Source organism: Bradyrhizobium sp. 6(2017) (assembly GCF_011058295.2).
GTDB classification, from domain to species: Bacteria; Pseudomonadota; Alphaproteobacteria; order Rhizobiales; family Xanthobacteraceae; genus Bradyrhizobium; species Bradyrhizobium septentrionale.
In genome coordinates, this window is record NZ_CP049289.2 from 2,815,808 (window position 1) to 2,838,982 (window position 23,175).

Sequence of the window (23,175 nt, forward strand, 5' to 3'; positions counted from 1 at the left end):
CCGCGATGTTTAGTCCCAAGCTTTGATGGTGCATTCTTATCGCACGATTCGAAGGATGCGCTATGGGACAGGTTTTACACGGCTGCGCCACCACGACGGAGGCAATCCGTCGAGCAATACAAGATAGTCAAGAGAGCCTGAGAGCGCTCGCCAGGCGCTACGGGATCAACCAAAAGACCGTCGCGAAGTGGAAGGGGCGCGAGACAGTCGCCGATCTCCCGACAGGCCCAACGGAAGCCAAATCGACCGTGCTTTCCATCGAGGAGGAGGCGATCATTGTTGCTTTCCGGCGGCATACGCTATTGCCGCTCGACGATTGCCTCTATGCGCTTCAGCCGACCATCCCACATCTGACGCGATCATCCCTGCATCGCTGTCTCCAGCGCCACGGCATCAGTCGATTGCCGGAGGTCGAAGGCAGTAAGCCTCCGAAGAAAAAGTTCAAGGCTTATCCGATCGGCTATTTCCACATCGACATTGCTGAGCTCCAGACCGCTGAAGGCAAGCTCTATCTCTACGTCGCCATCGATCGCACCAGCAAGTTCGCCTTCGTGCAACTGGTCAGGAAGACGGGAAGGACCTCCGCCTCCGCCTTCCTCGAAGCTCTGATCGCGGCTGTGCCCTACAAGATCCATACGGTTCTCACCGACAATGGGATCCAGTTCACCTTCTTGCCGCGCTACGCGGACGGCCCGACGGCAAGATACGTGACACATATGTTCGATACCCTCTAACGGCTACAGGGCAATTAACGCTGTATCAAAGCTGGTGCTCGTGCGGTCGTTTCTTTGCCGGATGTGACAAAAACGACACGGAGCGATTACTTTGCGTGGTGTTGGATATGGACGGGCGAGACCGACCTCGTACAACCGAAATTCCGGGCGTCGCCTGAGACCGCCGTTCAAAAGCAAGCTGCTTGCAAAAAGAACCGTCAGGACGGCGCATACCGGTGCCGCGCTGCAACGTGCTTTCAATTTCAGGACCCCTTGTCCATTTCCAGTCGCATCAAATCAGACTTGTAAGTCGTGACAATTGAGAACGATTTTGAAAGCGCGCAACCGGGCAGTTTTGAAGCTTACCTCGACGGCCCTGATTTTCCGGAAGTACCGCCAGAGGAAGAAAGCTAGGGCGTGCGTAGTTTTTGGCGTCCTGCAGCGTGACAAGCTGGCGGCCCCCGGGACGATGGTATCGGATCGTCGAACCGTCGTTTCCAACCGCGATCAACCGTCACGCTACGGCCTGATTTGTAATGATGATGTAGGGAGGCCCGGATTTGACGCATGATAAAACGAATTTTGATTGGGGCGCTGGTCTTTGCCGCACCGGCCTGCCTGGTCTCAGCGCAAGATGCCAAAGTTTCGGTCGATATGATCGGAATAGGGCGTATGAGTTGCGTCCACTGGCGGTCTACGCAAGCGCGTCGATTAGAGGGGACCACCTGGATCTACGGTTTCTGGACGGGACTCAATTACGTTGCTGCAGCAAGCGATCAAACACAGGCGAAGATTGACGAGGCGGCGATAGCGGCCCAAGTCGAAAAGACATGCGCTCAACAAACGTCGCAGCCTTTAGCCAGCGCTGCATGGACCACTTATCTTGAGTCTAAGAGGTAGCTGTGCGGCGGCAGCGCAGGGGTGTCGGCTACGTCAAATAATCGGTAGTTAGCCGTCCACTTATCGTTGAACAGAGGCGTGGTTACGCGAGCAGCGCGCCAAGCACTCCAGGAACAACGATACGACCAAGGCGATCAATTACTGCCTTAGCCGCTGGAATGCATTCACCCGCTTCCCTCACGACGGGCGCGCGAGTTGGAAGACAAGGTTCGAAAAGATTAACTGGCATGATTAGCCTGGCGGGCGGCCACGGCGCGGCAACCGAGGGCCGGCTATTTTGTCGGCCGCCGCACGAAGAGCGCCGGCAAGTTTCCTTCCGTGCGAGCTTGTCCTGGCGGCAGGGATCGCGCCTTGGCAAGGGCCTCAATGGCTTGGGCATCGAGCCCAGATGGCGAGTGCCACTCGACCGTATCTTTCATCGCTCAACCGGCCTTGCGGCGAGGCTTGGATTTCGCCTTCTTGGCCTTCACTGGTTTCGCCGCCGGCGCCGACTTATTGGATGATCCGTCGATGCTCTGCTTGTGCATCCATGAGGTTGAACACATTGCTCGGGGCGGCCTTGCGAGCCGTCGCTATCGGCTGCCCCTTTTGCTTCTTGTCGAGCAACTCCTGCAAGGCATGCTCGTAATGATCTTCGAATTTGTCGGGCTCGAAGTGCCCGGACTTCTGCTCGACGATATGCTTGGCGAGATCCAGCATGTCCTTGGTGATCTTCACGTCCTGGATGTCGTCGAAATACTCGGATGAATCCCGCACCTCGTAGGGGTAGCGCAGCAGCATGCCCATCAGCCCTTTGTCGCGGGCCTCTAACGCGATGACGTGTTCGCGGTTGGTCAGCACCACGCGGGCGAGGGCGACCTTGTCGAGCGAGCGGATGGGTTCGCGGATGACGGCGTAGGCATCGTGGCCGACCTTGCCGTCCGGGACAATGTAATAGGGCCGAACGAGGTACAGATCGTCGATCTCGCTTTTTGGCACGAACTCGTCGATCTCGATGGTTCGGGTGGATTCCAGCGCGATGTTCTCAAGCTCGTCCTTCGTCACCTCAAGATATTGGTCAGTGTCGACCTTGTAGCCCTTGATGATGTCGTCTGATGCGACCTCTTCGCCGCTGTCGGCGTCAACCTTGAGATACTTGATCCGGTGACCGGTCTTCTTGTTGATCTGGTTGAAGCTGATCTTGTCGGATTCAGACGTCGCCGGAAACAGTGCGACCGGGCACGTCACAAGCGACAGCCGCAAAAAGCCCTTCCAATTGGCGCGCGGGGCCATACTCAAAAACTCCACCTATACTCAATGAGTCCAATATAGGCGGAGGGCAGGGAAGTGGAGTCGCAAGCGCGACATTAGGCGCATCAGCCGATAGGAACTGCTCGCACGGCCAGGACTTGCCCGGGAACCAACCCACAGGAGCGACCGTGCCGGGCGAGGCTTTTTATCTGATGGTGTTATGGCTCATAGGTGCTTTTCTGCTGGGCGCCGCGCTCACCTACACCTATGGCGTCATACAAGCAGGCCGGCTGCGGCGGAGCGAGCAATCACGCCTTGACCAAGATACAGCGCGGATTCGGCGGGCGAAGGACCCGCACAAACGTCCATTTTAGGATCTAGCAGTCCGGACAGCTATCGCCGATTCCGCGCAAGACGTCCTCGATCGCGGCCAGACACTGCTCGGGGGTGGCGCCGGGGAACGGGTGGTTCCAAGCTGTCTCACGGGCGCGATTCCTGGCGTCCGGATCGCTGCGGTCGAGCGCGTGTCCGTGGTGTTCACATTCGCGAACGGCGTGGTGTTCGATCAGAGTGCCCAGCGCCCAGCCTTCGAGGCTGCGATAAGCGGGGCGAGTGGCCTGTTGCGGCAGGCAGCGTTGTACGTTGATCTTCATGATGTGGTCTCGAATCAATCGATACACCACCACTTATAGCACCTCGGTCAAGTCAGCCTTGGCAACCGGATAGTTGTGCCCGCTATTGTCTCCTTGGAACTTGGTACGCAGGGAGCTGGCGTTCACGCGCCACTCGCTGGAACGAGATCAACGTTTCGCAATTCATTGCCAATGACACGCTACTATTTCGATCTACGCGAAGATGGCGTCCTCGCGCCCGATGAAGAAGGCTTGGAGTTTGACAGCCTCGAGGCAGTCAAGGAAGAGGCGAGCCGCTCGCTGCTCGATCTTGTCCGTGACCAGGTGCTGGAGCGCGGGTTTCGAGATGCGGCAGTTGAAGTTCGCGATGGAGCCGATCGGGTTCTCAAGGTGGCCGTCCTGTGGACGATGAAGCGCCTTGATTCTTGATCATCAGGGCTTCGCCTAGCTGTCTTCCTGATGGAGATAGTCAGGCACAAATCGCGCCTGCCATGAGATCAGGCCGCTACGCCTGAGGTCGTTATTGATCTGGATCAACTTGGCCGCGCGGTTCAAGCCACGCTGGAATTTCTACCGATGGGATTGACACTCTCGGCAGGTGCGGAATGATGGTTCCGGCAGTGACGATCAAACCGTCGTTGAATTTTGTTCGCGCAAAATCCTTAGCTTCTGCCTCTGTTGCGAACGTCTTAGTTAAGCGCGGATGTCGCCGCCTTGACAGCGTGCCATCTGTCGGAACTTCAAAAGTGACATACCACGTGTGCTTCATACCGCGATGCCGCCACCCAGTATCGGTCGCCTGTCCTCCGCGCCGGGACGATAAAAAGCCATCACCGGGATGAAGCGGTGACGGCTTCTCTTTCGCTCGTGACCGCGAACAAGCTCTTACCGCCGCGCCCCAACGCGATTGACGCCACCATTCATGTTGCCACCGGCGTTATGACGAACCGCAGCGCGTGCCACCGGACGAGGCCTCAGCACGACGCCTGCGCGGGCAACGCAACCAGCCGGATATTCAGTGTACTGGCAGTACACGACCGCCTTGGCTGGGATTGGACTGAGAGTGAGACCTGCAAGCCCCAACAGGGCGCTAGCAGCAATCCCGGCAACAGTCGCTGACTTGATCGAAAGACGTTTCCTCAGATGCATGGCGGACCTCCCTCTTTGCGCTTGCGTCACTGAAAGGTGACGCCTCAGGTGCGGCTGAACATAGCGTGCGCGCCAAAGGATCGCTGGCGTTGACCTAGATCAAAGGAGGCTCTGTGCGCTGGCGCGGCTTGCCCCGTGCCTGTGGCCTGCGCTGGGATGCTGTGGCCTTCTAATAGCCTCGACGCTGGTAGCGAAGGGCAGACAGCGGGCCTGATGGGCAAGCGCGCAGTGCTCTGACGCGCACCACGGGCCTCCCAATTCGCTTACCGGGTCCCTCGGGGCGCGTCATGAACCGCCGGGACCGCGCGACCGCATCCATTGAAGAAATCTGGCGTGGGAAAATCCGTGGTTGCAGCTTCAGGCGAGGCAACACGTCTGCCTAGGACGCGCCCAGCTCGACGAAGGTCTCGCTGCATTTGCGGGCACGATCAATCCGCACTCACCGAAGCAGCTTGTCCCAGCTTCCCAGATCTTCGCCTGGCTCGCCGATGAAAACGCGAGTGGCGAAAGGCTCACGGCAACGACCAGCAATAGTGCAAGGTGTCGTGCATAAACCTTTGTATATGAGTGTTGCCATTTTGTTACGGAGGTCTTAGCCCGACACACACTACGCTCTGCGCCGGTAGTGCAAGTGGTTTGCATGCGAACGTGCAGTTGAGAGAGGGGACACTGGGATGAGAAAGTTCTTAGCCGCCGCTGTCAGTTTCGCGGCAATTGCCATGGGCGCCGCACCTGCATCGGCCGCCGACATGGCCGTCAAGGCCCCGCCTCCGGCTCCGCTGCCGGTGATCTACAACTGGAGCGGCTTCTACATAGGCGCCAACGGCGGCTGGGGACAGAGCCGAAATTGCTGGGATTTCGTGGGGGTGGCCGGTACGGTCATCGGTGACGGCTGCCGCGAGCGGTCAGGAGGCCTCGTCGGCGGGCAGATCGGCTACCGTTGGCAGGCCAATCAGTGGGTGTTCGGCCTGGAAGCCCAGGGGGATTGGGCTGATCTCAGCAGCCAGCGTGCCAGTATTATCGCTCCGGCGTTCTCGACCCGCACGACAACGGACGGCATCGGGCTTTTCACTGGCCAGATCGGCTACGCCTGGAACGCCTCACTGTTGTACGTGAAGGGCGGCGCGGCGGTCACGAGCAATCGTTTCAGCATCCTTAGCACGCTTACCGGCGCCGAACTGGCCTCCGCAAGCGCGACCCGCTGGGGTGGGACCGTGGGTGTGGGCTGGGAGTACGGCTTTGCACCAAATTGGTCTGCCGGTATTGAATACGACCATCTGTTCATGGGGAACGCGAACAATTCGTTCTCTGTCGTCAATCCGATTGTTGCCGGTGCGCTCAATCGGATCAGCCAAGACGTCGATATGGTCACCTTGCGCATCAACTACCGCTTCGGCGGCTACTCGACGCCGGTGGCGGCGCGCTACTGACAGCCAAGCTATCTCCAGCGGACCTAAAGCCCCGGCCTCGGCCGGGGCTGTTTTATCGAGCCTGTCGGGCAGTCGTTGTTGCCAGTGATGATTTCGCACACGCGGCGGTTTCGCGAAAATCAGGAAAGGCGACTCACAGAGCTGCCTTTTCCGGAGTATTCCGCTTGCCCTACTGGCAAAGATACATCCGACCGTCGTCCAGCTTGGTCATGGTGCCCGGCGCACATTTGCAGAGTTACGCCCGGAGTAATCCTCCCATCCGGTATAGCCGTAATAGAGGGAGGCTCCTGCGTAAGCCCTGACTGCATAATGGGGCTTGCCGAAATAAGGATCGGTCTGGGCAGCGTAAGCGTTAGTCCAGGTGGTGTTCCCTGAACCGGTGTTTCCCCATCCATAATAGCCGGGTGAAGCCGCAGCGACGGCGCCGGCGGTTGCGACTGCTGCCGCCCCCGCGACGCCCGCGCCGACCCCGTAACCGTAGGCGGCTCCGCTGCTTCACGCGCAACGTCCTCGTTCCTGATCGACGGCGAGGCGGTGATCACCCGCGACGACGGGACGCCGGACTTCCGTGCGCTGCGGGGCCGACGCCAGGGCCAGGAGGCGGTGTGCTGTACGCCTTCGACCTGATCGAGCATGACGGCGACGACTTGCGCGACCTGTCGCTGATCAAGCGCAAGCGACGGCTCGCCAAGCTGATCGGCAGAGCCAAGCGGCGCGCCATTCGGTTCGTTGAGCATTTGACGGGTGACGGCCCGACCGTGTTCGAGCACGTCTGCCGCATGGGGCTGGAGGGCATCGTGTCGAAGCGGGGATGCACCGTATCGCAGCGGGCGGTCGAGGACGTGGCTCAAGTCGAAGAACCCGGCGAGCGCGGCGGTGCGCCGCGAGCGCGAGGAGGGGTGGTGCTAGCCCAGCGCAAGGGGGGGTGGCGGCGACGCTCTAACGGGAGCTAACGCGCAGGGTAGTCAGTAAGGGTCCGCACATGGGGCGAATTTTGCGGTACGACACGCGCGCGCGACCCTGAGCGCTCCATCGCCGATCCAAACCTATCAGCCCCGCCGCCAGTGTGGCAGCCGAGCCGGTCGAGCGTTCCTTTGATGAACAATGAAACGCTGAGCGAGATACAGGTCCCGACCCGACGCCGATCACCAGGTTCCGAAGCCGAACCAGCCGAACTGCCCCCGTCGTGCCGCCAGAAGCATCTGCGGCTGGACGTTTCGCCTCGGTCGAGCCGCAACATGCAACTTCTTGCGTTGTCGCTTGCGATCGACGGTTTCAGGCGGGCGTGTATCCGGCAGCATCGCGAAAGAGTTCGCCACCCCCGGGCTCTGTGCGACGGTAACGGGCGGTTCGGTCACATCCGACGAAGTTGCGACCTCGGTCGGCTCGGCCCCGGGCGCAGCGGCGACGATCACCGGCGATCGGGTATCGAAGTCAACACGCTCGGGCCATGTGCGATCCGAGTGGATACGTATGGCCGGCCGGTTCGCAGCCGCCTGATCGACGGTCGGGGCTCTCGGCAGCGAATAATCTGCAACAAAGAGCAGTGCGAGCAACACTGCTCCGACCTTCCAGAAATATGCCGCCAGTGGCATGCCGGTCGCTCCGGTGCGCTCCCGAAACATTGACCTTGGGCTCGTCCTGTCACGTCGTCTATCGAGCCGCACGGCGGCGACTGGAACCGGTTCTGGCTCACTTTGCCCGCGCCATCATCATTGCCCATCGTGCTCTGTTAATAGACACCGCGCCGCACGGCGCGCCGTGTTTGGCGGAAATCGCGACGGTCGACACGACGCGCAGTCACGCGGGCGCGCCGGTACGTGATGGCCTGCGCTTGATCAACACTTAACTCGACGCCGCGCGGTGTCACCTGCGGCGAGACCGGAACCGTCGCCAACACCACTGCTGCAAACAGCAGTCCGATAATTGAGAAAGCTCTCATTGCACCTACTCCCTGTTGTCACATTGGGTAGACGGCAAAGGCTGTCTGGTCTGTGTGCCTATCGTCGACAACTGTTATAGGCAATCTGATAGACCGGCGGAGTGTTGATCTAGGTCAATCAATTAATACTCCTGCGTCTGAGCAGCTCGCAAAAAGGCGGCCGAGAAAGCCGCCTCTTTCGCGATGCGTAGGTGGGGCCCCTACTGACAGAAATACATCTGACCGTCGTCAAGTTTAATTGCGCCACCCGGCGTGCCTTTAATGCTGTTACGCGCCGAGTAATCATCCCATCCGGAATAACCGTAGTAGGGGCTATGTCCGTGGTAAGCCCTGTGGACGTAGTGAGCTTGCCCAAAGTAAGGATCAGTTTGGGCCGCGTAAGCGCCGCGCCAATTGTTGTTTCCCCAATTGTTGTTTCCCCAAGCGTTAGGCGCAGCAGTGGCGGCGATAGCGGCACCCGTGCCGACCGCTGCAACGCCTGCGCCGACAACACCTGCCCCGTAGTAGGCCGCCCGTCGGTTCTGACGACGTGCAACGCCCGCAACGCTCACGGGGGTTAGCGGGCGACCAACCCGCGCCTGGGCGCTCTCGACTGACAGCGAGATGCCGCCTTGCTCAGCCCAACCAAAGGAGAACAGTGCTGCACAACCGAGCAGAAGCTGCAAGCGCTGCCTTTCTTACATACTTCATGAGTCTCTTCTCCGTTTTGAGGAATATCCACCCCATCCTTCACCAATGAATGTATGCCTCCACGCGTATTGACGCAGATCAACGCGGCTAGACGTTCAGCCGGGGCATCGGCCACGTTCCCGTTATCGCGCGATAGAGCGGACCCAGTCCTGACCGACCGCAAGACGCCCGAGCGGAGGGTCAAACACGGAAGTCGGAACACGCAACAGTAACGTCCGCTTCACCCCGACACCGGACTTTCGATAGCCGCGCGGCACTTACGAAAAGGGCCAAGAGGCGACATGGGATCGCGTCAATAAATGAAAGAGGCCGCCAACTGAGGCGGCCTCTGGTCGAGCGCTCCGGCAACACCTTTTTTGGGGCCACGGGGGCCGGTACCGGGGCCATCTACCGGCCCGGGTGGTCGGTCGGGCCAGGTTGCGGGGAATTACCCTGAAATAAACATAACGGCGGCTGTCAGTGCGACAGGGCAAAGCCCGAAAACTACAGCGAGCACCTTGTAGAGTAGGTCGTCCAGCATAACGCAACCGTCCTCTCTTTTAGGTTGAAGACTTAAGCCGGGAAAACTCGGTAACGCCAGTGCAGTTTGTGCCAAGCCATAAAAGTTATATCACCGGAACTCCGTTCACCCACGGAGAGCGCCGGAAGGCGCTCGGCTAAATCGTGAAGATAACAATCAGGATCAGCACGGAAAGTGCGATTGAGACGCAGCCAGCCATCGTTATCCGATCCCATTTCATGCTGTGAACGTTTGAATCTGTGGCCGGTCCGCTCGTTGATTTGGGTCAAGAAACGCATTGCGACCTGTCGAAACTTATATGCCTAGAACAGTGAATAGGGCCTCTCTGTAGTCCTACCGAGAACTGGTGAGGGCGCTGCGATGCCGGATGTTCGTCATCGTTCCTTAAGGGTCCTGTCGAGGCGCAACTTATGCGGGGACCGCGCTACCACGGATACCGATTTCGGCGAGATGGGCCTTTGCGTGGCTCCTCGTGCCTGAAGCATAAAACGATGACGAAGGTTGCCAATGGACCGTTCGATCCCTTGAACCGACAGGGGCGCTTGGTAGGATGCTTCGATGAACCGGCATGGCGTTGGGGTGCAATTGACGGTCACTGATGCGCCCGTTGTGGTCGACGCAAGCTCCGATGCGCCTGAAGCGCGTGTCGCAAGGCGGCTCTCTCTCTGCTTGGCATACGGAATGATCGCCGCTTTGTCCGTAGTCTCCAATGCGAAGGCACAGGAGGCAGAGCCGCGATCCTACTCCAATACGCCTATCGGGTTGAATTTTCTGCTCGCGGGTTACGCTTACTCGCAAGGCAAGCTCGCGTTCGATCCCAACACGGCGATTGCCGACACCACATTCCGCTCCGACACCGGGGTGGTGGCCTATGTTCGGTCCTTCGAGCTTGCGGGCCAGTCTGCCAAGCTTGATGTGATCGTGCCGACATCGTCTTTCGCCGCGCATGGCCTCGTGAACGGTGAGCCGCGCGAGCGGGAGATGTTGGGCTTGGGCGATCCGCGATTTCGCTTCTCGGTCAACTTGTTTGGGGCACCCGCGCTCTCGGCGAAGGAATTCGCCAGCTATCGGCAGGATCTAATCGTCGGAGTAAGCATGCAGGTCTCCGCGCCGGTCGGGCAGTATGACAACACGAAGCTGCTAAACCTAGGCGGAAATCGCTGGTCATTCCGGCCCGAGTTCGGGATTTCAAAGGCATGGGGTCCATGGACCGTCGAGCTAGCCCCAAGCGTAACTTTCTTCAGCAACAACACCGACTTCTTCGGCGGCAATACGTTCTCGCAGGCTCCGATCTATGCCGTGCAGGGACATGTCATCTACACGTTTCAGTCCGGCGTATGGATGGCGCTGGACGGGCTCTATTTCGCGGGCGGCCGCACGGCCCTCAACGGCGTCAAAAGTGATAACGAGCAGGCGATAACGCGAGCTGGCTTGACGGTCGCCTTGCCGATCAATCGACAGAACTCACTCAAGCTCTCTGCCAGTACCGGCATCACGACCCGAACAGGAAGCGAACTGACGGCAGTTGCTATCGCATGGCAGTATCGTTGGGGCGACGGATATTGAGGAAGGATGTCGTATGGCAGGGCGACAGTCCGTAGCGGTTCTGTTCGCTCGATCAGTCGCGGGCCATCGTCGCGGTAAGACAGCAATGCAGTTTTGGCTAGTTGCCTTATCATGGCGATCTTGCACGTGGACCTTCGCCGCCGCGCTGGCGGTCGCATTTTTGCTGGCGACGCTGGCTCAAAGTCAGGCGGCTGATCCAGGGCCCAAACGAGTTCTGATGCTGCATTCATTCGGTCCTCGTTCCAAACCTTGGAGCGACTACGCTCAGGCCATTCGCACAGAAATAGACCTGCACTCGCAGAGTTCGGTGGAATTTCTGGAACATTCACTTGTGAATGCCGGCCAATCTCAGGAAAAATTAGAAGGTGCCGTCGTTGAGTACCTTAGCACCCTCTACACGGACCATCCGCCCGACCTTATCGTAGCCCTCGGCGCACCGGCAGCCAGTTTCATCCAGCGCCATCGTCAGCTTATTTTTCCAATGGTGCCGATGATCATTACAGCCGTAGACCAGCGCTTAGTTCAATATGAAAAACTGACGGATAATGACGCTGTAGTGTCGGCCACGAATGATGTTCCGTTTCTCTTCGAGAATATCATGCGCGTCTTGCCCGACACAAAGACCATCGCAATTGTAAACGGCACTTCCCAAATAGAGCGATTTTGGACGGAAGAAATGCGTCGAGAACTCGTGCCGCTCGCGGGCCGGGTCGAGCTAAAATGGTACGATGAACTTCCATTCGACGAGCTTCTTAAGAAAGCAGAACATCTTCCGCCTCATACCGCAATCTTCTTTGTTCTAATGAATGTCGATGCGGCAGGGATGACACACGAAACGGGCAATGCTCTGAATAAGCTCGCTGCCTCAGCCAGCGCGCCGATTTTCTCTTTCGATGGTTCTTTTTTCGGAGAGAATGTCGTTGGCGGACCGATGTTCTCTCCGCTTGAGGGAGGGCGGATAGCCGCAGCCGTTGCCATTCGCATCCTTGAGGGAGAAAAAGCAGGCAATATCAAAACTCCGGCCATCGAATACGCGTCGCCAAAATTTGACTGGCGGCAAATGCAGCGGTTTGGGATCAGCGACAGTAACCTGCCTATTGGCAGCACCGTCTACTTCCGACAGCCAGCGGTTTGGGAGCGGTATAGGTGGCAGATCGCATCCATCGTCGCGGTTCTTCTGATACAGACCGGGTTTATCTCGGTCCTGCTGCGTGAGCATCGTCGGCGTCAACTTGCCGAAGTGCAGGCGCGGCAGCGCATGGCTGAACTTGCTCATGTCAATCGCTTCTCGACTGCTGGTGAACTGACCGCCTCAATCGCTCATGAAATCAACCAGCCGCTCGGGTCCATTCTGACCAATGCCGAAACCGCAAAGGCAATCCTGCAATCTCCCAGCCCTGACATTTCCGCACTGAACGAGATTGTGGACGATATTTTGAACGATGACCGGCGCGCTAAGGAGGTCATCCGCAGCATGCGCAGCCTTCTGAAAAAGGCACCCTTCGAACTGAAACGTCTCGACCTCAATGACGTCGCACGGGAAACCATCGAATTTCTCTCGGCGTTGGCTCTCGCACGAAAGGCCGAGTTGATCGGCGTGATAACGCCGGGTGCGCTTCCGGTGCTCGGCGACCGCATCCAGCTTCAACAAGTCATTCTGAACCTTGTCGTGAACGGGATCGACGCGATGAAGGACAAGCCGAGCGAAAATCGCATCATCAGCATCCGAACTTCGCGGGTCGAAAGCTTCGCTCAGCTATCCGTGTCAGATCATGGTCCAGGCATTCCCGAAGACAAACTAGAAGGGGTCTTCGCGCCGTTCTACACCAGCAAGGCCGAAGGCATGGGGATGGGACTATCCATCGCGCGCACTATCATCGCGGCACACAAGGGGCTGATATCAGCGAGAAATAGGGATCATGGCGGCGCGTCGTTTAGGATCAGGCTTCCTCTTGTTAGTTGACCCAGAGCGGCGGCTCCGCGCCGAAAGCCACCGTCGAGCCGATCCATCCGAAGGCCATGCCGGTGGCTGCAAGAAGGCGAGTGGATCAGTCGTCAGTCAGCAGGTTGGCGCACTTGCGCTCGGTCGTGTTCGATTGATCTGGATCAAGCCCTCCGCGCGAGAGGGGGACTAGGCTCCCTCACCCGCAACATGCGTGGCCAAGGCTGAAGGCGCGTCCGTGAGAACACTCCGTCAGATCATCTCCGGAGACGAGATCATCCAGCTTGTGATCCGGCTGGGTTTGCTCGCGGTCCTGATCGCCTGGACAGTGCTCCTGATCCGTCCGTTCGTGCCAATCCTGGCCTGGAGTGTCGTGCTCGCCGTTGCGCTTAATCCGGTGTTTCAGCGCCTCGCCAAAATCCTCGGCGGCCGGCCGAAACTTGCGGCAGCGATCCTAACCCTTATCAGTCTTGCCGTTGTCATCGGGCCCGCGACGTGGCTCGGCATGGGCGCAGTCGACGGGATCAGGGATCTTGCCGGTCAAATGACGGCGGGCGAGATGTTGGTTCCTTCGCCACCTCAATCGATCAAGGATTGGCCACTCGTCGGGCCTCGGCTCTTCGATCTCTGGGATCAGGCCTCGACCAATCTGCGTTCGCTTCTGCGCGAAGTGGTGCCCTATCTCAAGCCCCTCGCGACGACCTTGCTTGGATTTGCCGGCAATGCCGGTGTGGGGACCGTGAAGTTCTTGCTGTCCGTGGTCGTGGCTGGCGTCCTGTTTCCATATGGCCCGCAGCTCGTGGCCGCGGGTCGTGACTTTCTGTCACGGATCGTGCCGGACCAGAGCGAGCACTTTCTGGACCTCGCGGGTACCACCATCCGTGCGGTCGCCCAGGGTGTGATCGGCGTCGCGATCCTTCAATCCTTGCTCGCCGGCATCGGGTTCAAGCTGGCCGGTATCGCCAGCGCGGGACTGCTGGCGTTCGTGGTGCTATTACTGTCGATCGTGCAGATCGGCGGAACGATCGTCATCCTGCCGGTCATTATCTGGATCTGGACCGACAAGGAATTCCCGATCGCGCTTCTGCTGACGGTGTTTCTCGTGATCGTATCAGTGCTCGACAACATCCTAAAGCCGCTCGTCATGGGGCGAGGCCTTACCACGCCCGCACTCGTCATCCTGATCGGGGTGATCGGGGGAACCCTCGTCCACGGCATCATTGGCCTCTTCATCGGACCGATCATTCTGTCGGTGGCTTGGGAACTGACGGTTGCCTGGATCCGTACCGAACGCGCTCCGCAGCGGGGAGATGTTGGCTATGGGCCGCCGCGCTCTCTTGATCTGCATCAAGGCGGCTCTTCAGCCCCTTCGCTGGATAACAATCGCTGACCCACCAAACCAAGAGCATGGCCGAGTCCGCGATGGGAGCACGCGATGGCAGTCCAGTTCCTGCTTGGCACCGTCATCAGCGTGATCAACATCGTGATTCACGCGCTCGTGACTATCGTGGCAATCGGCATCGCCTGCACCGCCGGATTGTAGCACACGGCACTGCCTCGATCGCACCTGATGGCTGTGATGGTCACGACAGCCGTCATTTTGTGGTCGCACACACGGTCGAGGTCCTGGTCTTGGCGCTTGCCTACGCCATGGTCGACGCGACCACCGCGACCTGCTGCAAAGGTGATGATCGCCCTGACCTGCGGCGGGTTCACACTCGACAGCGCGATGGAAGCCCAGCCGCGGCGGACTGTCCGACGACGACGTCGTCCTTCCGGAGAACGCGTTTCTCGGCTACCATGTAGTCGATGATCCAGAGATCGACCTGCGCCACCGAACGTCCGGCGTCGTGGAAGTTCGGATTGGTACAGTTTCCGACCATGGAGAAGAACGGCCCGTAGAGACCGTGCTCGGGAATGTCGATGGCGGCTGCACCATATCCGCTGCCGACCGGCGCCACCACGAAGTAGCCGCCGGCTTGAGCGAGACGCCATGGTTCATGATCGCGAGCGGGAAGGGGCCGTAGCCGCCGACGGGGCGAACATCGGGAGTAGCAGCGGCAGCGCGCAGATCTCCTCCTAGGTACGGACATTGTCCTCGGCGATGGCCGGCAAGCCGAAGGCGGCAAGGAGCCCAAAGCCGTCAAGAGCGGTCGGAAGATTGCGGCCAACTGCCTACGCATCGTCGCCGCCGTCAGCCGGTATAAGTGAGCGCCACGATGATCGGGCCGAGTACAGTCAGGACGACATTGCCGATGGCGTAGGGCACTGCGACGCCGAGTACTGGGGTCTGACTCTCGGCGACTTCGCAGGCTCCGGTCACCGCAGCATCGACGGTCATGGCGCCAGCCAGCGCCCCACAGGTGATGACCGGATTCATGTGCAACACATAGCGCGCAAACAGCGTCGCGACGATCAGCGGCACCAGCGTGACGACCAGGCCCATGCCCACCAGCAAGGCCCCGTGCGCCTGTATCGCAGCCCAGGCCGCGGCTCCGTTGCCGAGGCCGACTGCTGCGATGAAGCCACCGAGCCCGAGATCGCTCAGTGTCTGCTGTGCCGCGCGTGGTAACGCTCCGATGGTCGGCCGGCGCGACCGCAGCCAGCCGCAGACGAGGCCAGCGATTAGCGCGCCGCCGCCGCCGCCCAAGGTCAGCGGGATGCCGCCGACCCTGAAGCTGACGAGACCCGCGAGGAGGCCCGCGGCGATGCCGGTTGCGAGAAACGCGATGTCGGCGCGGTCGCCGGAGCGCAGGATCTGCCCGACCTTCGTGGCGGCGCGCTCGATGTTGCGAGTGCTGCCGACGAGCGTCATGACGTCCCCGACATAGACGCGGGTGTCCGGGCCCAACGGGACCTCGCGGCCCATCCTGGTCAGCGTGCGGAGATAGACGCCGCGGGCGTCGTTGCCGACGCGTTCAGCGATCTCCTTGATCGATCGGCCATGGAGATGGCGGCTGTCGACGAGGACGTCGATCACGTTGCCCGGGATTGCCTTCAGGATTTCGTCGGCATCGATTTCGTTGCCGATGACCGGTTTTGCCGCGACGAGGGCAGCGGTTCGCCCGGCGACGACGATGTCGTCGCCGGGTTCGAGAATGGTGTCGAGGCGCGGCTCGATATCGGCTCCCTGCCGCACGATTCGCTCGACGACAGTGCGGCTGCCAATTTCCTCTTCGACGTCCTTGACCGTGCGTCCCGCGGCGGCCAATACCCGGTACGCGCGCGCCTGGAATTTGCGATAGTGGAGATTTTCACTCTGTGGCGGGTTGCCGCCGGAAAGCTCCGCCTCTAGCTTCGCCGCCTCCGCCTTCAAATCGATCCGCATCAGTTTCGGTGCGACAAACGGCACGTACAGGAGCGTGAGAATATAGCCGAGGACATAGGTGACGGCGTATCCGGCTGCGATGTTTGCTTCCTGCTGCTTCAAAGCATCACTGGACAGGCCGACCTGCGCGAGCGCTCCGGACGCCGTGCCGATGATGGAAGATTGCGTCAGCCCACCGGCGGCAAGTCCCGAGGCCGTGCCCGGATCGAGCTTGAACGTGAATGCAAATATCAAAACGAGGATGAGGCCTGTGCTGCCGAGCACGAGCGCCATGACGACCTGCGCCAGGGTGCGGATGCTCAAGGAGGCGAAGAATTCGGGGCCGGACCGGTAGCCGATCGTGAACACAAACAGGCTGAACAGAAGCACGCGCAGCACCGACGGGAATGTAAAGGTCCCGAGCTGACCAATGAGAACGGCCACCACCAGTATGCAGGCTGTCGTTCCGATCGAGAAACCACGAATCTTGACTCGGCCCAGCACCGTGCCGATGGCGATCGAAAGCAGCAGGAAGATTTCCGGAGCGGTGGTGATCATCCACCTGACGGTACCCATGGCGCATGCCCTCCAGCCATTTGCGCGGAATCTGGTCAGTGAAACCCGGCGACGCTTGATTCAGATCAATCCTCGCACGGTGAGAGCCTGCGGCCTCAAGGCCATCGTCGATAAGAGGGGCACGTCTCGGTGCTTCGGTGCTTGCCACAGGCTCCTTCTGCAGCGCGGCACAAAAGAAAGAGCTTGATCTAGATCAAACCCGCCGCCGCGTTTCGCAGATTGATCTGAATCAATACTGGCAGCCGATTCTCCTTCCTGAATGCGCCTCATCGGTGACGGAGTTGATTATGCGGAAATCCGTGCTCTATCTGATCCTCGCGGGCGCGACCTGGCCATGCGCAGCCCATGCGCAAGTTAAGATCGATATGGCCCGTGTGACATGTGCCGACTATCTAGCGCTTTCAGCCGAAGACTCGGCGGTCTTTTCTGCGTGGATGAGCGGTTGGTTCAATCAGAAAACCGGTTACGTGTTCGTTGACTTGAATGCCTATGCTCGAAACGTCGCGAATGTGAAGTCGTGGTGCGCTTTAAACCCGACGCAAACCGTGATGGCCGGTCTTCAACGCGCAACAGCTCAATAGCGACCACAGGCGACACTGAAGGCCTTATGAAACGGACCATCATTTCCAGCTTCTGTGTGCTGATCCTGACGAATATTATGCCAGCCCACGCCCAGGTCGTGATGGACCTTTCGGTGCTCACCTGCAAGCAGCTCCTTGATTCAGATGCCGAGCGACAGGCCCTGATAAGTTCGTGGATGGGCGGCTATTTCAGCGCGACAAAGAATCTCAGCGAACTCGACATCCGCTACGTTAAGCGGAACGCGAAGGTTGTAGGCAGCTACTGCAAGACGCACAGGTCGGATACCGTCATGAATGCAATGCAGAAGAACTGGCACTAGACTTAGCGTCCGGGCCTGCCGGCAATCTCTTTCGGAGGCTGACACACGATGGGGTTGAGCCGAAGTTGCCAGCTTAAGGGCGGATCTTCGCGGTTGACCGGGTCGACATAGTCACATGCAGTATGAAGCCCGGCGGCGCGCATCTCCGCGGATCCGTCAGCAATACTTTTTGCCGGGCTCAAATCACCAGCGCGGTGTTAACGGGTCATTCCGGTCGCACATCTGCGGATGGCTCGGCGACCCCGGCGCACCGTCGTTCTCTCGACGCACACTCCGTTAACGCGTGTCCTACCCGCGCCGCAGGCAGCAGCGATCCGGGTGATCATGGCGTCCGTCTGATAGACCATCGGCGGGGTCATCGCTGGCGCTGGTGTCGCAATCAACAAGGCGAAGACAGCAACATGGTCCAGCCGGCGGCATCCCTCCGGCTTCATCGAACCGTGCCTGCCGTTCGCGGTTCCTTGGACGCCTGCATTCCAGATTGCACGGTGTTCCGTGGCTGAACAGCCGGTTTACACAATCACCTGGCAAGAGGGTCTACGACGGGCAGCTTAGGGGCGATGATACTGTCCACCGCCACACGAAGGGCGCCGGCGAGTTTCGACCGGTTCAGTTAAGCGCAACGACATCCACTGGCTCCGAGGCATTCATAATGGCTAGGAGGCCGCGTAGAGCCGACTTGGCACCTCGGGCGTCAAATACTCGCCTCCAGGCGTATCTCTGCTCCACGCGGCCTCGCGGGCGCAGGGCGCTTTCCGCCAGCGGACCGCGAATGGTCCCGAGGCCAGCTTGACCTTCTCGTCCTCGCTGAGACCGGACGGCTTGCTCAACCGCTCGATCAAGGCGTGCTCTCGGCCTCCACAACAGCCGCACGCTTGGCATGTTCCTCGGCCTTCTCCGCTTCCTGGAGCGCCGCCTGCTTCTGGATCTCGTGCGCCTTCGGGATCAGGTCGTCAATTTTGTCTCGCATGGCTGGGGACTCCTGGGATCAATCTTGAGCCTTGCCCGAGAACGGTAGGAGCGAGCTGGCCGTCTTCTTTGATCCAAATCAAGCAAGGCGCGCGTCAGGAAGGCACGGTGCGAGGCACGGCTGCGAAAGCGCCAGCGCCCGGAAGGGAGATGAAATTTGAGCGAACAGATGCTTCCGGCAGCCCCCCATCATCTGCCGTTCTTCATTCCAGGCGCCGACGGGTCGGACACCCTGATGGTGGTGATGGGCATTTTCCTCGTAGCTACAGTCTTCTGGGTTGGCACCCTCTACTGGAAACTGCACAGCCTGCCGGAGCGCATGGCGCACAAGAGCCAGAAGCTGCAGTTCGAGATCGTCGCCGTCCTCGGCCTGATATCGCTTTTCACCCACATGCATATCTTCTGGGTCGCCGGCCTGCTGCTGGCACTCATCGACCTGCCGGATTTCGGCACACCGATGCGCAGCATTGCCGATTCCGTCGAGCGCATAGCCGACGCCAAGCCGGGCGCGCCCGCTGCCGAACCGGAAGCCGAATCCGTATCTGGCGGCAGTCCCGACGTCCGGACGTCCGCGAAGCAAGAGGTGCACAACCATGCTTGAGCTGATGATCTGCTCGCTGGTGACGATCCTGCCGGATTACCTCTACCGCCGCTATCGGCAAGGCAAGCGGTTCGGCAAGGAGATCACGTTCTTCTCCGTCTGGTACGAACTGAGGTGGGGTATCACCGGCTGCCTGATGCTCACGATCTCGCTGATCACGATGATCTTCTATTTTCATCCCTCGACAACCTCCGCGGCGATCTACTTCAGGACCGTGCCGATCCTGCCCGAGGGCTCCGGCCGCGTCGCCGAGGTCAATGTCGGCTTCACCGCGCCGGTGAAGAAGGGGGACGTGCTGTTCCGGCTCGATAGTTCGAGGCAGGAGGCTGCGCTCGAGACCGCCAGGCGAAAGATCGCCGAGGTGGATGCGTCCCTGATCTCGGCGCAGGCCGATGTGGTCAAAGCGGACGCTCAGATCGGGGAGGCGAAAGCCTCCTTGCAGCAAGCCAAGGACGAGCTGGATGTGAAGAGCGAATTGCAACGCCGCAATCCCGGCATTGTGCCGCAACGCGACATCGAGAAGCTGCAGGTGCTGGTTGATCAGCGGCAGTCCGGCGTCGATGCCGCTAGCGCTGTCAAGCAATCGGCGACGTTGCGCGTCACTACGCTTCTGCCGGCCGAGAAGGCAAGTGCCGAGGCCGCGCAGGCGCAGGCCCAAGTGGATCTCGACAAGACTTTCATCCGTGCCGGCGTCGATGGCCGTGTCGAGCAATTCCTCGTTCGCCCCGGGGATCTTGTGGCCCAGATCATGCGGCCGGCCGGAATCCTGATACCCGACGAAGCCGGCCGGAACAGCTTGCAGGCGGGGTTCGGGCAGATCGAGGCCCAGGTCATGAAGCCCGGCATGGTCGCGGAAGCCACATGCATGTCGAAACCCTGGGTGATCATTCCGCTGGTCGTCACCAGCGTGCAGGATTTCATCGCCGCCGGCCAGTTTCGGGCTACCGAGCTGTTGATCGACCCGCAGAGCCTGCAAAAGCCCGGCTCGATCCTCGTGTTCCTTGAGCCGCTCTACAAGGGCGGCCTTGACGGCGTGACACCGGGCAGCAGTTGCATCGTCAATGCCTACACCAGCAACCATGACGTGATCGCCGATCCGAAAACCGGCGCGTTGAAGGGGTTTGCCCTGCACGTCGTCGACGCGACCGCACTCGTTCATGCATTGCTGCTTCGGATCCAGGCGCTGCTGCTGCCGATCCAGACGCTGGTGTTGAGTGGTCACTGACGGGCGCGAACAGGGAGACGGCAGATGAAACCGGACGGCAAGCTTCGCGCAATCGTCCTAGCGGGTATGATGTTCGGATTGCCGGATTGCGCGTACGCGTTCGATCTCGCCGGCGCCTGGGCCACGAGCGCGGACCAATGCGGCAAGGTGTTCGCCCGCAAGGGCAGGGCGGATGCCTGGGAGCCACTCTACAAGACGTTGAGCGACGATCAGAAGAGGAGGATGGCCTTCGTATCGTTCGCCGTCATGCGCGGGATGCGAGATGCGATCGAGCATGACGACGAACCCGAGGACGAGGACGAGTAGGGACGGGCCGAGAAGCGAGCTGCATAGCCGGCTTCGCCGCCAAAGCTCGGCAATAGTGGATGATTTCGCCCGTCGGGGAGCGTTATTTCGGAAGGCATTCCACATTGTAGGCAATGATGATCTGCGCCGGGTCGGCCTTGCCGACGCTCTTCAGGTCCTCCAGGCCGCTTCTGAGCTTGGCTCCCGCCTCCTTCAGGCTGCCTTCAAGTGTGGCCTTGGCCGCCTTGCATCGCTCCTCGCTCGTGAACTCCTGGAACACCACGGTTGGGAGCAGCCTCCATTCCGCCTTGTCGATCGTAGCGGCTGGGCTGACCGAATAGGAGAACACGTACATCAGCACCCACATCAGCCGGCTCCTGTTGCAATGCGAGGATCGCGATGGCCCGCGCATTTTCGCAGGGAAGGAAGCGGCAAGCCGTCACCAACGCGATGTGGTGGCGAAGGTCCCGGGTCCGCCATGATCTAGATCAAGGGTGCAAGCAAGCGTGCTTCCTATCGACCGAAGTGTTCTTGCTTTAGCTCAGTTGCAGAGATCCGGACCGCGGCGCGCGGCCAAGACTGGCCAGCAGCCGACCGAGATCGGCGCCGACCGGTTGAAGCCTGGCACGGTGAATGCCGCGATCGTCAGCTATTACTCGAGTGCGGACTGGAAAGTTCTCGGCGACGGTACGCGATCGAGCCGACGCGCAATTCTCGAGCGCTTTCGCGAGGAGTGTGGAACCTTTCAGGTCGCAGGCATGCATTCCGTGGCGATCCAGAAGATCCTCAATCGGAAAACGCCGGCGGCGCAGCGCAACTGGCTAAAGGCGCTCCGCGGATGGGTCGAGCATTGCCTCACTTTGAAGATGATCCGGAAGAATCCGCTCGCCGAGGTGAAGCTCGCCAAGATGCCGCGGACCGGCGGTCACCATCCGTGGGAGACGAGCGAGTGCGAGCAGTTCGAGAAGCGCCACGCGATCGGCACGAGAGCGCGGTTGGCCTATGAACTGCTTCTGCAGGCCGGTCAGTCTCGCTGTGACGTCGTCCGGATGGGCCGCCAGCATATCCGCGGTGGCATGATGACGATGGGGCGCCAAAAGACTGGCGTTCCGTTCAACGTGGAAGTCATGCCACGCCTACAGGCCGCGATCGATGCGATGCCAGCGAGCAATCATCTAACTTTCTTGGTCACGGCGCAGGGTAAGCCTTTCACAGCTGCCGGCTTTGGAAACTACTTTCGCGATCTCTGCCGTGAGGCGGGACTGCCCGAGCGTTGCACGTCGCACGGTCTCCGGAAGGCCGCCGCGACGTACTTGGCTGAGCGGGGCTTTACAGACCATCAGCTAATGGCGTGGTTTGGCTGGACGTCGATCTCGCAGGCGCAGGTCTACACGCGATCGGCAAACCGGAAGCGTATGGCGCGGGATGGAGCAAAGCTCATTTCAGGAACAGGCATTGGCTCACCTTCTGACCCGGTGAGCCAAAATCAATCGCAACCTATTGAGAAGACTGGAGCGGGAAAATGAACTGGCGATCCTTTCCCGAATCTTCCCTTCAGAGATATTGCCCTCATGCTGTGGAGGGCTGGCTCATGTGCGTAGGAGCCATGAGATCCTTATTCCTTTGTGTCAAATAGCATCTTTTCCATCATTCGCATCTGGCGGCCGACAAGCGCACTTCAAAGCCAGTCTTCAGCCGGGCGCGGAACCTGCCGCAATGAAACTTGAGGATTTGGTAGCTGGGCATAATCTCTCAGGTATCGAGCACGCTGCAATTGTTTCCGTTGTCGCACTGGTCAGCTCGGTGTAGCGCACCGTGTGCTGGATCTTCTTGTACCCGAGATATGCTTGCAGGGCGCGCGTATCGTGCCCCGTGGAGGCCAGCGCGAACCGCAGGCATGTCGGTCATGTGGGGCGGCGCCTTGAATCCGAGCTTACCGCCCGCTCGACCATGCGTGCGACCCCTGCGGTCGTGCAGGGTGCGCCGCGCTCCGACGCTGCAGGTCTGCCTCTGCCTTGCGGGCCTCTCCAATTTCAGCGTTGCCGAGCCTCTGTCCGCGCGCCTTGGCAGCCGCGAGGGCTTCCCTGTTTCGCTGAGCAATCAGCTCGCGTTCCTTCTCCGCGACTGCAGCGTGAATGTGCAGCATGAACGCGTCGACGTTGGGCCCAAAGATGAATGGAATGCGCTGCACCATTGATCCGCTGATAAAATGGACATCGCGGCCGAGCCGGTCCAGTTTGGCTAACCGTCTTTGCCAGCTCTGCGGGCAAATTTCACGGCCTCTGCGAGCTCAGGGAGACGCTCCAGGGCGTCCGCGCCCTTGCCGGTCCCCACCTCGCGGTACTCGGCTTCGATGCTGTAGCCGTGTTGCGCGCAGAAGGCTCAAATTGCAGCTTGCTGTGCCTCTAGGCTTAGGCCGCTGCGATCCTGCTTTGGGTTTGAAACGCGAATGTAGGAAACGGCCGGCCGCATAGAATATCCTCTCATGATAGTAAACGCCGCTTGAATCTACTGGATCAATTGCGCAATTCGGAATCCGTTTCATGCAGGGAAGTTCGATTTATCGACGATAGCGATAAGCAAGGTCGTCCCCTCGC

At 60.0% G+C, this 23,175-nt stretch carries 21 protein-coding genes and 4 pseudogenes; 14 read left to right on the forward strand and 11 right to left on the reverse strand.

Going from position 1 to position 23,175, the window contains the following annotated elements; all coding sequences use genetic code 11:
- Positions 1-62: 62 nt before the first annotated feature.
- Both G6P99_RS13315 and G6P99_RS13320 read left to right on the forward strand, forming a co-directional pair.
- Positions 63-668 (forward strand): annotated as a pseudogene (locus G6P99_RS13315) (DDE-type integrase/transposase/recombinase); the annotation flags it as partial.
- Between the two features lie 1,018 nt (positions 669-1,686).
- A pseudogene (locus tag G6P99_RS13320) lies at positions 1,687-1,803 on the forward strand (IS66 family transposase); the annotation flags it as partial.
- A 232-nt stretch (positions 1,804-2,035) separates the two neighbouring features.
- Here G6P99_RS13320 and G6P99_RS13325 read toward each other — a convergent pair.
- Positions 2,036-2,885: pseudogene (locus tag G6P99_RS13325) on the reverse strand (Ku protein).
- A gap of 335 nt (positions 2,886-3,220) precedes the next feature.
- Positions 3,221-3,496: a hypothetical protein gene (locus G6P99_RS13330; RefSeq protein WP_165128440.1), complete on the reverse strand. Its 276-nt coding sequence runs from the start codon at positions 3,494-3,496 to the stop codon at positions 3,221-3,223.
- Positions 3,497-3,667: 171 nt separating this feature from the next.
- Here G6P99_RS13330 and G6P99_RS13335 point away from each other — a divergent pair, with 171 nt between their 5' ends.
- The gene (locus tag G6P99_RS13335) at positions 3,668-3,904 is read left to right on the forward strand and encodes a DUF6894 family protein (protein WP_165128442.1); all 237 of its coding nucleotides are present in this window, start codon (positions 3,668-3,670) and stop codon (positions 3,902-3,904) included.
- 456 nt (positions 3,905-4,360) lie between these two features.
- Here the strand turns inward: G6P99_RS13335 and G6P99_RS13340 are convergent, their stop codons facing one another.
- Positions 4,361-4,624, reverse strand: a complete 264-nt coding sequence (locus G6P99_RS13340; RefSeq protein ID WP_165128446.1) for a hypothetical protein — start codon at positions 4,622-4,624, stop codon at positions 4,361-4,363.
- 674 nt (positions 4,625-5,298) lie between these two features.
- Between G6P99_RS13340 and G6P99_RS13345 the strand changes: the two genes are divergently transcribed.
- Positions 5,299-6,054: an outer membrane protein gene (locus tag G6P99_RS13345; RefSeq protein ID WP_029085008.1), complete on the forward strand. Its 756-nt coding sequence runs from the start codon at positions 5,299-5,301 to the stop codon at positions 6,052-6,054.
- A 605-nt stretch (positions 6,055-6,659) separates the two neighbouring features.
- Positions 6,660-7,007: a hypothetical protein gene (locus tag G6P99_RS13350; RefSeq protein WP_165128448.1), complete on the forward strand. Its 348-nt coding sequence runs from the start codon at positions 6,660-6,662 to the stop codon at positions 7,005-7,007.
- 192 nt (positions 7,008-7,199) lie between these two features.
- On the opposite strand, the gene G6P99_RS13355 is transcribed toward G6P99_RS13350, so the two are convergent.
- From G6P99_RS13355 to G6P99_RS13365, 3 genes are all read right to left on the reverse strand, one after another.
- The gene (locus G6P99_RS13355; RefSeq protein WP_165128450.1) at positions 7,200-7,649 is read right to left on the reverse strand and encodes a hypothetical protein; all 450 of its coding nucleotides are present in this window, start codon (positions 7,647-7,649) and stop codon (positions 7,200-7,202) included.
- Positions 7,650-7,786: 137 nt separating this feature from the next.
- Entirely contained in the window at positions 7,787-7,996 is a 210-nt protein-coding gene (locus G6P99_RS13360; RefSeq protein ID WP_165128452.1) for a hypothetical protein, read from the reverse strand.
- 200 nt (positions 7,997-8,196) lie between these two features.
- Positions 8,197-8,661 carry a hypothetical protein gene (locus G6P99_RS13365; protein ID WP_165123033.1) on the reverse strand — a complete coding sequence of 155 codons (465 nt, stop codon included), beginning with the start codon at positions 8,659-8,661 and terminating at the stop codon, positions 8,197-8,199.
- Between the two features lie 1,103 nt (positions 8,662-9,764).
- On the opposite strand from G6P99_RS13365, the gene G6P99_RS13370 reads away from it, so the two are divergent.
- The 3 genes from G6P99_RS13370 (at position 9,765) to G6P99_RS13380 (ending at position 14,104) form a co-directional block, all read left to right on the forward strand.
- Positions 9,765-10,772 (forward strand): transporter, encoded by a 1,008-nt coding sequence (locus G6P99_RS13370; protein ID WP_029085010.1) that lies wholly within the window; start codon positions 9,765-9,767, stop codon positions 10,770-10,772.
- 85 nt (positions 10,773-10,857) lie between these two features.
- The gene (locus G6P99_RS13375) at positions 10,858-12,735 is read left to right on the forward strand and encodes a sensor histidine kinase (RefSeq protein ID WP_029085011.1); all 1,878 of its coding nucleotides are present in this window, start codon (positions 10,858-10,860) and stop codon (positions 12,733-12,735) included.
- A gap of 217 nt (positions 12,736-12,952) precedes the next feature.
- A complete protein-coding gene (locus G6P99_RS13380; protein ID WP_084518820.1) occupies positions 12,953-14,104 on the forward strand; it encodes an AI-2E family transporter in 1,152 nt (383 codons plus the stop codon).
- 322 nt (positions 14,105-14,426) lie between these two features.
- Here the strand turns inward: G6P99_RS13380 and G6P99_RS47645 are convergent, their stop codons facing one another.
- Positions 14,427-14,678, reverse strand: a complete 252-nt coding sequence (locus G6P99_RS47645) for a hypothetical protein (RefSeq protein WP_414645574.1) — start codon at positions 14,676-14,678, stop codon at positions 14,427-14,429.
- A gap of 230 nt (positions 14,679-14,908) precedes the next feature.
- Positions 14,909-16,597 (reverse strand): aspartate:alanine exchanger family transporter, encoded by a 1,689-nt coding sequence (locus G6P99_RS13390; RefSeq protein WP_165128454.1) that lies wholly within the window; start codon positions 16,595-16,597, stop codon positions 14,909-14,911.
- A 137-nt stretch (positions 16,598-16,734) separates the two neighbouring features.
- Here G6P99_RS13390 and G6P99_RS13395 point away from each other — a divergent pair, with 137 nt between their 5' ends.
- Together G6P99_RS13395 and G6P99_RS13400 are read left to right on the forward strand one after the other, a co-directional pair.
- On the forward strand, positions 16,735-17,178 hold the full coding sequence (locus G6P99_RS13395; RefSeq protein WP_245284969.1) for an HdeA/HdeB family chaperone: 444 nt from the start codon (positions 16,735-16,737) through the stop codon (positions 17,176-17,178).
- A gap of 26 nt (positions 17,179-17,204) precedes the next feature.
- Positions 17,205-17,498 carry an HdeA/HdeB family chaperone gene (locus tag G6P99_RS13400; protein WP_029085249.1) on the forward strand — a complete coding sequence of 98 codons (294 nt, stop codon included), beginning with the start codon at positions 17,205-17,207 and terminating at the stop codon, positions 17,496-17,498.
- Positions 17,499-18,277: 779 nt separating this feature from the next.
- Here G6P99_RS13400 and G6P99_RS13405 read toward each other — a convergent pair.
- Positions 18,278-18,468 (reverse strand): annotated as a pseudogene (locus G6P99_RS13405) (hypothetical protein); the annotation flags it as partial.
- A gap of 156 nt (positions 18,469-18,624) precedes the next feature.
- Here G6P99_RS13405 and G6P99_RS13410 point away from each other — a divergent pair.
- Genes G6P99_RS13410 through G6P99_RS13420 form a run of 3 tightly spaced genes read left to right on the forward strand, consistent with a single transcriptional unit; the run spans position 18,625 to position 20,599 of the window.
- Positions 18,625-19,068 carry a hypothetical protein gene (locus G6P99_RS13410; RefSeq protein WP_205751487.1) on the forward strand — a complete coding sequence of 148 codons (444 nt, stop codon included), beginning with the start codon at positions 18,625-18,627 and terminating at the stop codon, positions 19,066-19,068.
- Positions 19,061-20,293, forward strand: a complete 1,233-nt coding sequence (locus G6P99_RS13415) for an HlyD family secretion protein (protein WP_165128456.1) — start codon at positions 19,061-19,063, stop codon at positions 20,291-20,293. Before G6P99_RS13410 ends, G6P99_RS13415 begins: the two co-directional genes overlap by 8 nt.
- A gap of 24 nt (positions 20,294-20,317) precedes the next feature.
- A complete protein-coding gene (locus tag G6P99_RS13420) occupies positions 20,318-20,599 on the forward strand; it encodes a hypothetical protein (RefSeq protein WP_035978352.1) in 282 nt (93 codons plus the stop codon).
- 82 nt (positions 20,600-20,681) lie between these two features.
- On the opposite strand, the gene G6P99_RS13425 is transcribed toward G6P99_RS13420, so the two are convergent.
- Positions 20,682-20,945 carry a hypothetical protein gene (locus tag G6P99_RS13425; RefSeq protein WP_165128458.1) on the reverse strand — a complete coding sequence of 88 codons (264 nt, stop codon included), beginning with the start codon at positions 20,943-20,945 and terminating at the stop codon, positions 20,682-20,684.
- A 139-nt stretch (positions 20,946-21,084) separates the two neighbouring features.
- Between G6P99_RS13425 and G6P99_RS13430 the strand changes: the two genes are divergently transcribed.
- Positions 21,085-22,104, forward strand: a complete 1,020-nt coding sequence (locus G6P99_RS13430; protein ID WP_051346810.1) for a tyrosine-type recombinase/integrase — start codon at positions 21,085-21,087, stop codon at positions 22,102-22,104.
- 407 nt (positions 22,105-22,511) lie between these two features.
- Here the strand turns inward: G6P99_RS13430 and G6P99_RS13435 are convergent, their stop codons facing one another.
- Positions 22,512-22,772 (reverse strand): recombinase family protein, encoded by a 261-nt coding sequence (locus G6P99_RS13435; RefSeq protein ID WP_029084964.1) that lies wholly within the window; start codon positions 22,770-22,772, stop codon positions 22,512-22,514.
- Positions 22,773-23,175 lie beyond the last annotated feature (403 nt).